This is a genomic window from Bradyrhizobium sp. Arg237L, from assembly GCF_029990105.1.
Classification (GTDB): domain Bacteria; phylum Pseudomonadota; class Alphaproteobacteria; order Rhizobiales; family Xanthobacteraceae; genus Bradyrhizobium.
Genome location: NZ_JAQMIL010000015.1, coordinates 40,119 through 55,270 on the forward strand (window position 1 = coordinate 40,119; position 15,152 = coordinate 55,270).

The following is a 15,152-nucleotide window of genomic DNA, read 5'->3' on the forward strand; positions in this document are numbered from 1 at the left end:
CTCAGCTCGAGAGCCGGGTCAGGAGATCATCGATCCGGATCGGGAAGCGGCGGACGCGAACGCCGGTGGCGTGCCAGACCGCATTGGCGACGGCACCGGCGCTTCCGGTGACGCCGATCTCACCGACGCCCTTGATGCCGAGCGCGTTCACATGCGGATCGTGCTCGTCGACGGTCAGCACATCGAGCGACGGCACATCGGCGTTCACAGGGATGTGGTACTCGGCGAGATTCGCGTTCAGGATCCGGCCGGAGCGGTGGTCCATGACGGCTTCCTCGTGCAGCGCGAACGATACGCCCCAGATCATGCCGCCAAAGAGCTGGCTCTGGACCAGGCGCGGATTGATGATGCGGCCGGCGGCAAAGGCGCCGACCAGACGCGTGACGCGGATCTGGCCGAGTTCGGGATCGACCTTCACCTCCGCGAAAACAGCGCCATGGGCGTGCATGGCGTAGCTCGACTGCGCCGCCGGATCGGCCGCACCGCCGCCGCTGGCCTCGATCTCGGCGACGCCGGCGCGCGTGAGGATGTCCGCATAGCTCTCGCTACGCGCTTCATCGTCGCGGCGGAACAGCCGCCCTTCCCGCGCGATCACCCCGGCATTACCGGCGCCGAACAGCGGTGAACGCTGGTCGTTGGTCGCGAGATCGGCAAGCTTTGCGATCACGGCCGCGCCGGCGTTGTGGATCGCAGCACCGGCAGTTGCGGTATGAGCCGAGCCGCCGGCGATGCCGGCGTCCGGCAAATCCGACGTGCCCGACCTGAACTCGACCTGATCGATGCCGAGCCCGAGTCCATCGGCCGCGATCTGGGCGAGCGCGGTCCACGCGCCCTGCCCCATGTCATGCGCGCCGCTCTCCATGATGCCGGAGCCGTCGCTGCGGATCACCGCGCGCGCCTGCGCCTGGAACATCAGCGCCGGAAAGGTCGCCGTGCCCATGCCCCAGCCGACCAGGAAGCCATCATCATCGCGCATCTGCCGTGGCGCGAGCGGACGCCCTGCCCAGCCGAAACGTTCGGCGCCCTTGGCATAGCACTGCCGCAGCGCCTTCGAGGAGAACGGCTTGCCGGAGATCGGCTCAACCTCGGCGTAGTTCTTCAGCCGAAAATCGAGCGGGTCCATTCCACACGCCACGGCGATCTCGTCGATGGCGCTCTCCAGCGCGATCGAGCCGGTCGCCTCGCCCGGCGCGCGCATGAACAGCGGCGTGCCGGTATCGACGCGCACCGCTTCATGCGAGGTCTTGATCGCGGGGCTTGCATAGAGCGTGTGCGAGGCGTCGGCGGCCGGCTCGTAGAAATCATCGAAGGTGCTGGTCGTGACCTTCGCGTGATGATCGATCGCCGTCAGCCGGCCTTCGCCGTCGGCGCCGATGCGCAGCGTCTGCCGGGTCGGCGGACGATGGCCGACCGGGCCATACATCTGGTCACGGCGCAGCACGAGCTTGACCCGACGTCCCACCAGCTTCGCCGCCATGATGCCCAGCACTTGCGGCCCTGACACCAGGCCCTTGGAGCCGAAACCACCGCCGAGGAACGGGCTGCGGATATGGATATTAACAGGCGGAATGCCGAGCAGTCCACCGAGCCGCATCTGTGCCATCGCCATGCCCTGGCTCGGCGTATCGATCGAAAGCTTGTCGCCGTCCCAGGCCGCGACCATCGCGTGCGGCTCCATCGCATTGTGGTACTGCGCGGACGTTTCATACGTCGCCTCGATGCGGTTCGACGCGCCGGCGAGCGCGGCGTCGACATCGCCATGCCGGACCTCGGCCGGATTGCCGATACCGACCACCGGCGGCAAATAGCTCTCGGCGCCATCGAGGCCGACCCGCGCGGGCTCGACGTGATATTGCGGCGACAGCAGTGCGGCACCTTCAGTCGCGGCTTCCAGCGTCTCAGCGATCACGACCGCGATCGCCTGGTTTGCATAGCGCACCTCGTCGTTCTGCAGGAGCTCCATCTTGAACGCGAAAGGATTGGGCTTGCCGTCCGGGTCTTCGGCAAGCGGCGGCTTGTGCGAGGGCGTCATCACGTCGACGACGCCGGGATAGCGCTTGGCAGCATCGACATCGAGGGAGGTCACACGGCCGCGCGCGATGGTGGAGACGGCGATCACGGCATAGAGCATTCCCGCCGGGTGATTATCGGCGGCATAGCGGGCTTGGCCCTTGACCTTCAAGACGCCGTCGCGGCGGGTCAGCGGCTGGCCGATGTTCGAGCCGTGCCTGAGATGGGCGGGATCGCGGGTGAGCTCAAGCGACATGGCGCACTCCTGATGAGAAGGGAGAGCCGGGAAGCGCGGGAATGCGCGCCGGTGTGCCCGCGGTGGCGAGCGTCAGCGCCCGCACCACGATACGCTCTGCGAGTTCGATCTTGAACGCGTTGTCGCCGGACGGCTTTGCATCGGCGAGCGCGATGCGCGCCGCCTCGCGGAAGCCGGCCGCATCGGGCGCGACGCCGGCAAGACTCTGGTCCGCCGCCCGCGCGCGCCAGGGTTTTGCCGCGACGCCGCCGAGCGCGAGCCGCGCTTCACGGATCAGACCTTGCTCAATCCGCAGGCTTGCGGCGGCGGACACGACCGCGAATGCATACGAGGTGCGCTCGCGAACCTTGATATAGCGTGTATACGCGGCAAAGCCACGCGCCTCGGGCGGAAGCCGCAGCGCGACGATCAGATCACCGCGCTCGAGCAAAGTTTCCCGCTGCGGCGTATCGCCGGGCAGGCGGTGCAGCGCCTCGAGCGCCACCTCGCGCCGCCCGCCCTTGCCCTCGATCTCCACGACCGCATCGAGCGCAACCAGCGGCACGCAGAAGTCGGAAGGATGCGTGGCGATGCAGGCTTCGCTCCAGCCGAGCACGGCATGCAGCCGGTTCTCGCCGTGGCGCGCATCGCAGCCGGCGCCGGGCCAGCGCTTGTTGCAGGCGCTGGGGGCGTCGTAGAAATAGGCACATCGCGTCCGCTGCAGCACGTTGCCGCCGACAGTCGCCGCGTTGCGAAGCTGCGCGGACGCCCCCGACAGCAGCGCCTCGGCCACGGACGGGAAGGCCCGCGCGAACTCCGCGTCGTGCGCGAGATCGGCGTTGCGGACCAGCGTGCCGATCCGGACGCCGCCGTCGGCAAGATATTCGACGCGGTCGAGCCCCGGCAGGCGCGTGACATCGACCAGCCGGCTCGGATGGCAGACGCCGCCCTTCATGAGGTCGAGCAGATTGGTGCCCGAAGCCAGATAGGTTGCGCCCTTCTCGGATGCGGCCGCGACCGCCTCGGCGACCGTTGAGGGCCTGACGTAATCGAAATTCATCATGCGGAGCGCCTCTGCTCGGAGTTCTCGATCGTCTTTTGCGCTTCAAGTACGGCTTCCGTGATCCCGGCATAGGCGCCGCAGCGGCAGAGATTGCCGCTCATGCCTTCGCGCACGCGCTCGGGCTCATCGCCGGCCTGACCTTCGGTGATCAGTCCGATGCCGCTCATGACCTGGCCGGGGGTGCAGAAGCCGCATTGGAAGGCGTCATGGGCGATGAAAGCGGCCTGCACCGGATGGAGCTGGTCGCCATGCGCGACACCTTCGATGGTGAGGATGTCGGCGCCGTCCTGGCTCACCGCCAAGGCGAGGCAGGAATTGATGCGCCGCCCGTCGACCAGGACGGTGCAGGCGCCGCATTGGCCGCGGTCACACCCCTTCTTGGTGCCGGTCAGATCAAGACGCTCGCGCAAGAGATCGAGCAGGGTGACGCGGGGGTCGTCGAGCTCGATCTCCCGCCGCACACCATTCACGGTGAGGCTGATGGAGAAATTCATGCAGGGCTCCGATCAGTGCTATGGTGAAATTGTTACAGTGGTAATGCGCCGCCGGCGGCCGCCAATGTGTCGATCGGCGGACCTTTGCAGGCCGGGTACTCATCGCATATACGGAGGCGTCCTCCGTTTTACAAGGGAGGGGTGATCACAAATCTGATGGCCAGTCAGTTCGCAGGATTAGTTCGCAAGCCACGCGCGGATGCCGTGCGCAACCGGGAGCGCGTGCTGGAAGCGGCGAAAGCCGTGTTCAGCGCCGGCGGCCCCGAGGCCAGCCTGGAGGCTGTGGCGCGGCACGCCGGCGTCGGCATCGGAACGCTCTACCGTCACTTTCCGACTCGCGAGGCATTGTATGAAGCGGTGTATCGGCGCGAGGTGGATCAGCTCGGCGATCTCGCGGAGCAGTTGAACGATGAGGCGGACCCGGTCGAAGCGCTGCGGCATTGGCTGCACGCCAACGTCCAGTTCGTCGCCACCAAGAAGGGCATGGCGGCCGCGCTGGCGCTGGTCGCCCACGGCTCCCCCGAGCTCCACGCCTACTCGCTCGACCGACTGACCAAGGCGATCGCCGCGCTGCTTGCGCGCGCCGTCGCCGCCGGCGAGATCCGCGCCGACATCAGCGCCGAGGACGTCCTGCGCGCCCTGATCGGCCTGTGCTACATGCACGACCAGGCAGGCTGGCAATCGACCGTGCTGCGGCTGTTGGATGTGTTCATTGACGGGCTGCGGGTGCAACGGGCGCGCGAGACGGCGGCGCCAAAGCCGGTGAAGAAGGCTGCGAAGCGCAAGCGCTGACCGCGCACACCGTCATTGCGAGCGAAGCGAAGCAATCCACGTCTCCACAAGCGGCGCTATGGATTGCTTCGTCGCTTCGCTCCTCGCAATGACGGCAGCAACTCAGCCGAATCTATGATCGTACCGCGCGATCGACAACTCGCCGACATCGATCTCCGGCTTGCGTCCGGACAAGAGGTCCGCAAGCACCCTGCCCGAGCCGCAGGCCATGGTCCAGCCGAGCGTGCCGTGACCGCTGTTGAGATGGAGATTGTTATACCTTGTCGCGCCGATCACCGGCGGTCCGTCCGGCGTCATCGGGCGCAAGCCGCTCCAGAACGTCGCCTTCGCAAGATCGCCACCGCGCGGAAACAGATCCGTCACCGAATGATCGAGCGTCGCGCGACGCGCGGCATAGAGCTTGTCGGAATAGCCTGAAATCTCCGCGGTGCCGCCGACGCGGATGCGGTCGCCGAGCCGGGTGATCGCGACCTTGTAGCTCTCGTCCATGACCGTCGATTCCGGCGCACCGCTGGCATCCACGATCGGCACCGTGATCGAATAGCCCTTCACCGGATAGACCGGCAGCGAAATGCCGAGCGGCCTGAGCAGCCGCGGCGACCAGCTTCCGAGCGCGACGACGTAGGCGTCGGCCTGCAGCACGCCCTTGCTGGTCGCAACGCCGGTGACGCGCGAGGCATCCGCGATCAAGCCATCGATGGCAACGTTGAATTCGAAGCGCACGCCGAGCTTTTTCGCTTCGAGCGCGAGCGCCTGCGTGAACATGTGGCAATCGCCGGTCTCGTCCTCCGGCAGCCACAGCCCGCCGGCGATCTTGTCCTTCACGGCAGCGAGCGCCGGCTCCGCGGCAATACAGCCCTCGCGATCGAGCACTTCGAACGGAACGCCATATTGCTTGAGGACAGCGATGTCGTCGGCGGTGTGGTCGAGCTGGGAGGCGTAGCGGAACAATTGCAACGTGCCGCGGGAGCGCTCGTCATAGCGGATGCCGATTTCGCCGCGCAGCGCGCGCAGGCAGTCGCGGCTATATTCCGCGATCGGGATCATCCGGCTCTTGTTGACCGCATAGCGCTCCGCGGTGCAGTTGCGCAGCATCTTCAACAGCCAGATCCACATCGCGGGATCGGGCTTCGGCCGGACCACCAGCGGACCGTGCTTCATCAACAGCCACTTGATGGCCTTGATCGGCACACCAGGGCCGGCCCAGGGCGAAGAGTAGCCGGGCGAGACTTCGCCGGCATTGGCAAAGGAGGTTTCCAGCGCAGGCTTCGGCTGCCGGTCAACAACCGTCACCTCATGGCCGGCGCGCGCGAGATAATAGGCTGACGTGACGCCGATGACGCCGCTGCCGAGAATGATGACTTTCACGCTTTTCAGGCTCCCGCCGCGGCATTACTTGCCGCTGCAAATAATCTCCACAACGGCTGGAGCAAGGGTCAGGCCACTCGCTTGATGGCGTCGCCGAGGATCGACACCATGTCGTCGATATGGCTGCGCTCGACAATCAAAGGCGGCGACATCGCAACGGAGTCGCCGCTCTGGCGCAAATAGAGGCCATGATTGAAACAATCGACCATCAGGTCGTAGCCGCGCGCGCCGACCGCGCCGTCGCGCGGAGCGACTTCGACAGCGCCCATCAGGCCAATGTTGCGGATATCGATCACGTTCGGAAGGCCCTTGAGCTGATGCAGCGCATCGCGCCAGTACTCGGCGAGCGAAGCGCCGCGCGTCAGCAAGCCTTCGTCCTTGTAGATGTCGAGCGTCGCAAGGCCGGCGGCACAGGCCACCGGATGCGCGGAATAGGTGTAGCCGTGGAACAGCTCGATCTGGCTTTCCGGCCCGGTCATCAATCCGTCGTAGATCTTGCGGCTGGCGAACACCGCGCCGCAGGGAACGGTGCCGTTGGTGATGCCCTTTGCGGTCGTCATCAGATCGGGCGTCACGCCGAAGAACTGCGACGCGAACGGCGTGCCGAGCCGGCCGAAGCCGGTGATAACTTCGTCGAAGATCAGGAGGATGCCGTGCTTGTCGCACAATTCGCGCAGCCGCTGCAGATAGCCTTGCGGCGGCGGCAGCACCGCAGTCGAGCCCGGCACCGGCTCGACGATCACGGCAGCGATGGTCTCGGCGCCATGCAGCGCCACCAGCCGCTCGACGTCGTCGGCAAGTTCAGCGCCATGAAGCGGCTGATCCTTGGCAAACGCGTTGCGGGCGAGATCATGGGTATGGCGGATATGGTCGACGCCGGGCAGATGGGTCGCAAACGCGCGGCGGTTGGCCACCATACCGCCGACCGACATGCCGCCGAAGCCGACGCCGTGATAGCCGCGCTCGCGGCCGATCAGGCGCGTGCGGGTCGGCTGGCCGGCGGCGCGGTGATAGGCGAGCGCGATCTTCAGCGCGGTATCGACCGACTCCGAGCCGGAATTGGTGAAGAAAACGCGATCCAACCCCTTCGGCGCGATCGCCGCCAGGCGCTCGGCGAAATCGAACGCGATCGGATGGCCCATCTGGAACGACGGCGCGAAGTCCAGCGTCATCAATTGCCGCTCGACCGCTGCGGCGATCCGCTTGCGGCCGTGGCCGGCATTGACGCACCAGAGCCCGGCCGAGCTGTCGATCACCTTCCGCCCGTCGACGCTGGTGTAATACATGCCCTCGGCGGAGGCGAACAGCCGCGGCGTCTCCTTGAACTGCCGGTTGGCCGTGAACGGCATCCAGAACGAATCGAGCTTGATGGTGTTCGTAATCTGATGAACGGTCACGGCGTCGCTCCACTGCTGACACCGCGAACCGAACACGCTCTGAAACGCGCAACAAGTCCTTTTCTGCCCTGCTGCAACCCATTGATCTCATTGGGGCGAACGCGGCATATTTGCGCGATCCGCAACACCTGCAACAGGACTTCTCCCATGAGCGTCGATATCGGTGGCCGGCTGCGATTCATTCGCGCGCAGCAGAAGCTGTCGCAGCGCGAACTCGCCAAGCGGTCCGGCGTCACCAATTCGACGATCTCGCTGATCGAGTCCAACCAGATGAACCCCTCCGTAGGGGCGCTGAAGCGCATCCTCGATGGCATTCCGATGGGGCTGGCGGAATTCTTCGCGCTCGAGCCGGAGCGCCGCCGCAAGGTGTTCTATCGCTCCGACGAGCTGACCGAGATCGGCAAGAAGCCGATCTCCTACCGCCAGGTCGGCGACAATCTGTTCGGCCGGAGCCTGCAGATCCTGAAAGAGCGCTATGAGCCCGGCAGCGATACCGGCCGCGTGCCGCTGGTGCATGACGGCGAGGAAGGCGGCATTGTGGTCTCGGGCAAGCTCGAGGTCAGCGTCGATGACGAGCGCCGCATCCTCAATCCCGGCGACGCCTATTATTTCGAAAGCCGCCGCCCGCATCGCTTCCGCTGCGTCGGCGGCAAGCCCTGCGAGGTGATCAGCGCCTGTACCCCGCCGACATTCTGAACGCGGCAAGCTGCCGCACGGCTTCACAGATTGCGGGTCTGCTTGTCGCCCCAGGCGATGGCCGCAGCGATGGTCAGGAACATCGCCGTCACGCCGATGACGACCAGGATAGTATCGAGTGTCATGGCTCTTCTCCGTGGTTGATGGAGAAAAGCTAGCGGATCGCGGCGGCAGCGCTTTGCGCTCGATCAAATCCGGAAAGACGTCAGGCTTACGCCATCGCCAGCCGCTGCCGCGAGCGGATCAGCAGCGTCAGCATGATCGTGACGTTGAGCGCGTTCCAGGCGAGCCCGTTGGCGAAGGCGGCGGCGTAGGAGCCGGTGGCATCGAAGATCACCCCGGAGACATAGCCGCCCAGCGACATGCCGATCACCGAGGCGAAGATCACGATGCCCACCCGGGTGGCGGCCTCCGCGGCCGGCATCGCCTCGCGGATGATGATGGCGTAGCTCGGCACGATGCCGCCCTGGAACAGGCCGAACATCGCCGAAATGATGTAGAGCGATGTGAGGCTGTCGAAGAACAGGTAGAACAGCAGCGCGGTGCCCTGCGCGACCGAGCCGAGCAGGAGCGTGCGGATGCCGCCGATCCGGTCGGCGAGGAAGCCCGAGCCGATGCGGCTGATGATGCCGAAGCCGAGCATCAGCGACAGCATCTCGGCGCCGCGCGCGACGCCATAGCCGAGATCGCCGCAATAGGCGACGATATGCACGTGCGGCATCGCCATCGCCACGCAGCAGGCGACCGCGGCCAGCGAGAGCATCGCCGTCAGCGCGTTGGTGGAGAGCCGCACATTGACGCGCGGCGGCGGCGCGTTGAGATGGCTGCGCCGGCTCGCCGCGCCTGTCAGGCGCCGCAGCACGAACAGCGCGATCGTCATCGCCACCGCGGTGAAGATGCCGATCGCGACATGCGTGGTGCGCCAGCCGAACTGCTGCATGCCGAGATTCACCAACGGCGGCCAGATCGTGCCGCCGACATAGTTGCCGCTGGCGGCGATCGCGACCGCGAGCCCGCGATAGCGCTCAAACCAGTGCGAGGCTTCCGCCATCAACGGCCCGAAGGTCGCCGATGACGACAGCCCGATCGCGAAGTGAAACAGGATGAACGACCAGATCGACGGCGAGTAGCCGGCACCGATATAGCCCAGCCCGAGGATGCCGATGCCGAGCCCGATCGCGGTGACGATGCCGTAGCGATCGGTAATCTTGCCGGTCAAGACCCCGCCTGAGCCGAAGCCGATCATGACGAGGGTAAAGGCGAGCGACGCGGTCCCTCGCGTGGCGCCGAAATCCCCCTGCACCACCGGCAGCGCCACCACCACCGACCACATGCCGACACTGCCGAGCGAGCCGATCACCACGGCGACAGCGAGCCGCAGCCATGCCCGGCGCGAATCGGGAATGAAATGGTCCGGATTTGGGCTGATCTGAGAAGGAATTTGCACGGCGGCGCCAAACTTCGTCGCGAATTGCCTCCCGGTCAAGCGCTTTGGCGAAATATTGGGCATGCGGAAATGCCCCCGCCACTCCGTCATTCCGGGGCTCGCGCAGCGAGAACCCGGAATCCATTTTACCACCGCGCGGGTGGCCCAATGGATTCCGGGCCTGCGCCTGACGGCGCATCCTGGAATGACAGCGTTCTCCCGCTCGCCCACCAAATTTGTGAGCAACAGAGCCCCTTCCAGCGCCCGGCCACTTGTGCGAAACTCGACCTATGGACATCCGCCAACTGCTCAAGCTCCTGGTCGCGCTGCTGGTGACGGCAAGCCTGACCCTGGCGCCGCTCGCCACTCCGGCCGCGGCGGAGCATTTGCTGTCGTCCGCCGGTGTCCAGATGGCGCCGATGGCGGATGATCATGACATGGCAGATATGGATATGGCGGACATGCCCTGCTGCCCGGACAAGCAGAAGAGTCCCGCTTGCCAGGATTGTCCGCTGGTTGCGATCTGCATGATGCAGGTCCTGCTGGCCGGCCCATCGACCAGCATGGTGGAAGTGAACCGGCAGCTCGACGAACAGCTACGTCCGCTCAACGACATCATCGCGGACGGGCTGGCGCGCCCACCTCCCGACCATCCCCCTCGAACTTTGGCCTGACCGGCGTCACGGCGCCGGACGCTGCCGCGTGGCTTGCGACGCCGCGCGGATGACACGTGCTGCGCGAGCGGCAGACCAAAGCAATCGAGGAATGGAAAAATGAAATCGTTCAACCACAGGCGCGCCATATCGGCAGCGCTCATCGGCATGGCCATGCTGGGCACGATCGGCACCGCGCGGGCCGAGATCAAGGACTACGAATTCCAACTGGTCGATCAGACCGTCCAGGCGGGAGCGGACAAGATCATCGCGGTTCGGCTGGTCAACAAGAAGACCGGCAAGCCGGTGCCGGACGCAGTGATCTTCGCCACGCGGCTGGATATGGCGCCCGATGGCATGCAGGAGATGGCGACCAAGGTCACCCCCGTGCCCGGCGGCGAGCCAGGATTGTACAAGTTCAAGGCCACTCTGGGCATGGCCGGCCGCTGGCAGCTTTCGCTCGGCGCCAAGGTGCAGGGCGAAACCGGCGCGGTCGAAAACAAGCTCGTCGTCACGGCCCAAAAATGACCCGCGCCATTGTGATCGGCGCCGCCGCTGCGAGTTTCGCAGCGGCGGGTCTCGCCATTTTCGCCGACAGACTTCCGTCGAAGCTCGCGGGCTACACCGTGTCGTACGCGGCCGCCGCCGAGAGCGGCACGCCTGCGAACACCCGCAAGATCAAATACTACCGCAACCCGATGGGGCTGCCGGATACCTCGCCGACACCGAAGAAGGACTCGATGGGGATGGACTACATCCCCGTCTACGAGGGTGAGGAGACCGACGACGGCTCTATCAGGCTGTCGCCGGGCCGGATCCAGCGCACCGGCGTCAAGTCCGAGCCGGTGATGCTGCATATCGTCAGCACATTGGTGCGCGCGCCGGGCACGATCCAGCTCGACGAGCGCCGCGTCTCGGTCATCGCCATGCGCGCCGAAAGCTATGTGCAGAAGGTCGCCGATGTGACCACCGGCAGCCGGGTGACAAAAGGCCAGCCGCTGATGGAGATCTACAGCCCCGCGGTCTCCTCGGCCGCCGCCGAATATCTGGCAACCATCACCTCGAAGACCACGGCGACGATCGAAAGCTATGGCCGGGGCTCCCGGCAGCGGCTGATGAATCTCGACGTGCCGGAGTCCGCCATCGCGACGATGGAAAAGACCAAGGCTGTGCCAATCGTGATCGAATGGTCGGCGCCGCGCGACGGCATCGTGCTGGAGCGCAATGCGATCGAGGGCATGCGCGCACAGCCCGGCGACGTGCTGTTCCGCGTCGCCGACACCTCGCTCGTTTGGGCGGTCGTCGACGTGGCGGAACGCGATGTCGGCGGCGTGGCGGTTGGCCAGCCCGTCACCGTGCGCGCCCGCAGCTTTCCGGGCCGCATCTTCGCCGGCAAGGTCAGCGTGATCTATCCGCAGGTGAACCGCGAGACCCGCACGGTCCGCCTCCGGATCGAGCTTGACAATGCCGACCTCGCGCTGCTTCCGGACATGTATGTCGATGCGGACATCGAGGCCGGCAGCCAGGATCCCGTGCTCGCCGTGCCCGACAGCTCCGTGCTCGACACCGGCAATCGGCAGACCGTCATCATCGACAAGGGCGGCGGCCGGTTCGAGCCGCGCGAGGTCAAGCTCGGCCATCGCGGCGGCGGCTATGTCGAGATCACGCAAGGCATCAGCGAAGACGACTTGGTCGTGACCTCGGCCAATTTCCTGATCGACGCCGAGAGCAACCTCAAGGCGGCGCTGAAGGGCTTTTCCGGGGCGGGCAGCGCGCAGGAGACATCGTCAACCAGCGGCATGGGAGGACGGCCATGATCGCCCGCGTTATCACCTGGTCGGCACGCAACCTGTTGCTGGTACTGTTCGGCACCGGCTTCGCCGCGGCGGCCGGACTCTATGCGCTCCTTCATTTGCCGCTCGATGCAATTCCCGATCTCTCCGACACCCAGGTGATCGTCTACACCGAATATCCGGGCCAGGCGCCGCAGGTGATCGAGGACCAGGTCACCTATCCGCTGACGACAGCGATGCTGACGGTGCCGAAGTCGAAGGTCGTGCGCGGCTTCTCGTTCTTCGGAGTCTCCTTCGTCTATGTGATCTTCGAGGACGGCACCGACATCTATTGGGCGCGCTCGCGCGTGCTTGAATTCCTCAATGGCGCCGCCTCACGCCTGCCGGCCGGCGTGACGCCGACGATCGGACCCGACGCCACGGGCGTCGGCTGGGTCTACCAATACGCGGTGATCTCGAAGGAGCTGAACCTCGCCGACACCCGCACGATTCAGGATTGGAATCTGAAATTCGCCCTCGCCAAGGCCGAGGGCGTCGCGGAGGTCGCTGGAATCGGCGGCTTCGTCAAGCAGTACAACGTGATCCTCGATCCGCAGCGGATGCGCGACCGCGGCATCACTATGCAGAGGATGCGCGAGGCGATCCGCGCCAGCAATGCCGATGTCGGCGGCCGCACCGTCGAATTGTCCGAATTCGAATACGTCATCCGCGGCAAGGGCTACATCAAGGATGTCAACGACCTCGGCAATATCGTGCTCAAGACCAATAACGGCACGCCGGTGCTGCTGCGCGACGTCGCCCGCGTCGAGCTCGGCCCTGACGAGCGGCGCGGCATCGCCGAGCTCAATGGCGAGGGCGAGGTCGCCAGCGGCATCGTGCTGCAGCGCTTCGGGGTCAACGCGCTCGACGTCATCGAGAACGTCAAGAAGCGTTTCAAGGAGATCGCGACCAGCCTGCCGCAATCGGTCGAGATCGTGCCGGTCTACGACCGCTCGAACCTGATTAACGCTGCCATCGATACGCTGAAGCACACGCTGCTTGAGGAGAGCGTCGTCGTCGCCCTTGTCTGCATCGTGTTCCTGCTCCATGTCCGCAGCGCGCTGGTCGCGATCCTGATGCTGCCGGTTGGCGTGCTGATGGCATTCGGCGCGATGAAGCTGCTCGGCATCGGCTCCAACATCATGAGTCTCGGCGGCATCGCCATTGCGATCGGCGCCATGGTGGACGCCGCCATCGTCATGATCGAGAACGCCCACAAGCATCTCGAGCGAGCCAGGCCCGGGCAGTCGCGCGTCTCGATCCTGATCGACGCCGCCGCCGAAGTGGGTCCGGCGCTGTTCTTCAGCCTGTTGATCATCACCGTTTCCTTCATGCCGATCTTCACGCTGGAATCCCAGGAGGGCCGGCTGTTCAGCCCGCTCGCGTTCACCAAGACCTTTGCGATGGCGGCCGCTGCGCTACTGTCGGTCACGCTGGTGCCGGCGCTGATGGTGATCTTCGTCCGCGGCAAGATCGTTCCGGAGCACAAAAATCCGATCAACCGCTTCCTGATCTGGATCTATCGACCCGTCATCAAGGGCGTATTGCGCGCCAAGATGCTCGTCGTTCTGCTTGCGCTCGCCGTCCTCGCTGTGACGGTCTGGCCGGCGCGACAGCTCGGGACGGAATTCATGCCGAACCTGAATGAAGGCACCCTGCTCTACATGCCGACGACGCTGCCCGGCATCTCCGTGACCAAAGCCGCCGAGCTGATGCAGATGCAGGACCGCATCATCCGCTCCTTCCCCGAAGTTTCATCGGTCTACGGCAAGGCTGGCCGCGCCGCGACCGCGACCGACCCGGCGCCGACCGAGATGTTCGAGACCATCGTCAACCTGAAGCCGAAGGAACAGTGGCGGGCGGGCGTCACGGTCGACAGCCTGATCGCGGAGATGGACAAGGCGTTGCAATTCCCTGGTGTCTCCAACGCCTGGACCATGCCGATCAAGGCGCGCATCGACATGCTCTCGACCGGCATCCGCACGCCGATCGGCGTGAAAGTTGTTGGCACCGACCTGGTCGAGATCGATCGTCTCGCCAGGCAGATCGAGCAGGTGCTCAAAGCCGTGCCGGGGACGTCGTCGGCCTATGCCGAGCGCGGCATCGGCGGCTATTATCTCGAAATCACCCCAGACCGCACGGCGCTGGCGCGTTACGGCATGTCGGTCCAGGACGTGCAGGATACGATCGCGACCGCGCTGGGCGGGCAGACGGTGACGACGACGGTCGAGGGCCGGCAGCGCTTCACCGTCAACATGCGCTATCCCCGCGATCTCCGCGACAATCCGAAAGCGATCGGAAGCGACATCCTGGTGCCGATGCCGGCGGGAGGCGCGGTGCCACTCGGCGAGGTCGCCACCATCCAGCCGGCGCGTGGGCCGACCTCGATCCGGACCGAGAACGGACAGCTTGCGACCTACATCTATGTCGACATCCGCGACCGCGACCTCGGCGGCTACGTCGCCGACGCGCAGCGCGCGGTGCAGGCGAGCATCCAGTTTCCGGCAGGCTATTATGTGATCTGGAGCGGCCAGTACGAATATCTCGAACGCGCGATGGCGCGGTTGAAGATCGTCGTACCGGCGACCCTCCTGATCATCTTCCTGCTGCTCTACCTCAACTTCCGCTCGGTCGCCGAGACCGTCATCGTCATGCTGTCGCTGCCGTTTGCGCTGGTCGGCGGCCTCTGGCTGATGTGGTGGCTCGGCTTCAACCTCTCGGTCGCGGTCGCGGTCGGCTTCATCGCGCTCGCCGGCGTCGCCGCCGAGACCGGCGTCGTGATGCTGATCTATCTCAACCAGGCGCTGGCCGAGATCAGGCAGCGTCGCGCCGCCGAGGGTCGCGCGTTGACCCGGAGCGACCTGCGCGACGCCATCATGGAAGGCGCGGTCGAGCGCGTGCGGCCGAAGATGATGACAGTGGTCGCGATCATGGCCGGCCCGCTGCCGATCATGTGGAGCACCGGCACCGGGTCCGAGATCATGCAGAGAATCGCAGTCCCCATGATCGGCGGCATGGTCTCCTCGACCCTGCTGACGCTGATCGTGATCCCCGCGATCTTCGGCATCGTCAAAGGCTTCGGCCTGCCTCCTGAGGATCGGGACCAATCACGACCGCCCGCCGCAGCGCCGGTGACGGCGAGCAAGGCGCGCGTTCCGGAGCCGGCCGAATGATGCGAACGAGAGC

At 65.7% G+C, this 15,152-nt stretch carries 12 protein-coding genes; 6 read left to right on the forward strand and 6 right to left on the reverse strand.

Annotated elements, in window-relative coordinates:
* Position 1 precedes the first annotated feature (1 nt).
* From OZ411_RS11645 to OZ411_RS11655, 3 genes are read right to left on the reverse strand one after another with little or no spacing between them, the layout of a single operon-like run.
* Positions 2–2,266, reverse strand: a complete 2,265-nt coding sequence (locus tag OZ411_RS11645; RefSeq protein ID WP_282528052.1) for a xanthine dehydrogenase family protein molybdopterin-binding subunit — start codon at positions 2,264–2,266, stop codon at positions 2–4.
* The gene (locus OZ411_RS11650; RefSeq protein ID WP_282528053.1) at positions 2,256–3,308 is read right to left on the reverse strand and encodes a xanthine dehydrogenase family protein subunit M; all 1,053 of its coding nucleotides are present in this window, start codon (positions 3,306–3,308) and stop codon (positions 2,256–2,258) included. Before OZ411_RS11650 ends, OZ411_RS11645 begins: the two co-directional genes overlap by 11 nt.
* Complete coding sequence (locus tag OZ411_RS11655) at positions 3,305–3,802, reverse strand: (2Fe-2S)-binding protein (RefSeq protein WP_282528054.1); 498 nt, start codon at positions 3,800–3,802, stop codon at positions 3,305–3,307. The genes OZ411_RS11650 and OZ411_RS11655 overlap by 4 nt, the downstream gene beginning before the upstream one ends.
* A 156-nt stretch (positions 3,803–3,958) precedes the next feature.
* Here OZ411_RS11655 and OZ411_RS11660 point away from each other — a divergent pair, with 156 nt between their 5' ends.
* A complete protein-coding gene (locus tag OZ411_RS11660) occupies positions 3,959–4,594 on the forward strand; it encodes a TetR/AcrR family transcriptional regulator (protein ID WP_282528055.1) in 636 nt (211 codons plus the stop codon).
* 102 nt (positions 4,595–4,696) lie between these two features.
* Here OZ411_RS11660 and OZ411_RS11665 read toward each other — a convergent pair whose 3' ends face one another.
* Positions 4,697–5,962: a D-amino acid dehydrogenase gene (locus OZ411_RS11665; RefSeq protein WP_282528056.1), complete on the reverse strand. Its 1,266-nt coding sequence runs from the start codon at positions 5,960–5,962 to the stop codon at positions 4,697–4,699.
* Positions 5,963–6,030: 68 nt separating this feature from the next.
* Complete coding sequence (locus OZ411_RS11670) at positions 6,031–7,359, reverse strand: aspartate aminotransferase family protein (RefSeq protein WP_282528057.1); 1,329 nt, start codon at positions 7,357–7,359, stop codon at positions 6,031–6,033.
* Between the two features lie 147 nt (positions 7,360–7,506).
* Here OZ411_RS11670 and OZ411_RS11675 point away from each other — a divergent pair, with 147 nt between their 5' ends.
* Positions 7,507–8,055 carry a cupin domain-containing protein gene (locus tag OZ411_RS11675; RefSeq protein ID WP_282528058.1) on the forward strand — a complete coding sequence of 183 codons (549 nt, stop codon included), beginning with the start codon at positions 7,507–7,509 and terminating at the stop codon, positions 8,053–8,055.
* A 211-nt stretch (positions 8,056–8,266) separates the two neighbouring features.
* Here OZ411_RS11675 and OZ411_RS11680 read toward each other — a convergent pair whose 3' ends face one another.
* Positions 8,267–9,502 (reverse strand): MFS transporter, encoded by a 1,236-nt coding sequence (locus OZ411_RS11680; RefSeq protein WP_282528059.1) that lies wholly within the window; start codon positions 9,500–9,502, stop codon positions 8,267–8,269.
* A gap of 269 nt (positions 9,503–9,771) precedes the next feature.
* Here OZ411_RS11680 and OZ411_RS11685 point away from each other — a divergent pair, with 269 nt between their 5' ends.
* The 4 genes from OZ411_RS11685 (at position 9,772) to OZ411_RS11700 (ending at position 15,139) form a co-directional block, all read left to right on the forward strand.
* A complete protein-coding gene (locus OZ411_RS11685) occupies positions 9,772–10,155 on the forward strand; it encodes a hypothetical protein (protein WP_130578492.1) in 384 nt (127 codons plus the stop codon).
* 99 nt (positions 10,156–10,254) lie between these two features.
* The gene (locus OZ411_RS11690; RefSeq protein ID WP_282528060.1) at positions 10,255–10,662 is read left to right on the forward strand and encodes a FixH family protein; all 408 of its coding nucleotides are present in this window, start codon (positions 10,255–10,257) and stop codon (positions 10,660–10,662) included.
* Positions 10,659–11,951 carry an efflux RND transporter periplasmic adaptor subunit gene (locus OZ411_RS11695; RefSeq protein WP_282528061.1) on the forward strand — a complete coding sequence of 431 codons (1,293 nt, stop codon included), beginning with the start codon at positions 10,659–10,661 and terminating at the stop codon, positions 11,949–11,951. The genes OZ411_RS11690 and OZ411_RS11695 overlap by 4 nt, the downstream gene beginning before the upstream one ends.
* Positions 11,948–15,139: a CusA/CzcA family heavy metal efflux RND transporter gene (locus tag OZ411_RS11700; protein ID WP_282528062.1), complete on the forward strand. Its 3,192-nt coding sequence runs from the start codon at positions 11,948–11,950 to the stop codon at positions 15,137–15,139. The genes OZ411_RS11695 and OZ411_RS11700 overlap by 4 nt, the downstream gene beginning before the upstream one ends.
* The last annotated feature ends 13 nt before the right edge of the window (positions 15,140–15,152 follow it).

Bases quoted from the DNA above. Each gene is read 5' to 3' on its own strand.
- OZ411_RS11645 (WP_282528052.1), bottom strand. From the start codon at position 2,266: ATGTCGCTTGAGCTCACCCGCGATCCCGCCCATCTCAGGCACGGCTCG.
- OZ411_RS11695 (WP_282528061.1), top strand. From the start codon at position 10,659: ATGACCCGCGCCATTGTGATCGGCGCCGCCGCTGCGAGTTTCGCAGCG.
- OZ411_RS11700 (WP_282528062.1), top strand. From the start codon at position 11,948: ATGATCGCCCGCGTTATCACCTGGTCGGCACGCAACCTGTTGCTGGTA.
- OZ411_RS11660 (WP_282528055.1), top strand. From the start codon at position 3,959: ATGGCCAGTCAGTTCGCAGGATTAGTTCGCAAGCCACGCGCGGATGCC.
- OZ411_RS11685 (WP_130578492.1), top strand. From the start codon at position 9,772: ATGGACATCCGCCAACTGCTCAAGCTCCTGGTCGCGCTGCTGGTGACG.
- OZ411_RS11650 (WP_282528053.1), bottom strand. From the start codon at position 3,308: ATGATGAATTTCGATTACGTCAGGCCCTCAACGGTCGCCGAGGCGGTC.
- OZ411_RS11655 (WP_282528054.1), bottom strand. From the start codon at position 3,802: ATGAATTTCTCCATCAGCCTCACCGTGAATGGTGTGCGGCGGGAGATC.
- OZ411_RS11690 (WP_282528060.1), top strand. From the start codon at position 10,255: ATGAAATCGTTCAACCACAGGCGCGCCATATCGGCAGCGCTCATCGGC.
- OZ411_RS11675 (WP_282528058.1), top strand. From the start codon at position 7,507: ATGAGCGTCGATATCGGTGGCCGGCTGCGATTCATTCGCGCGCAGCAG.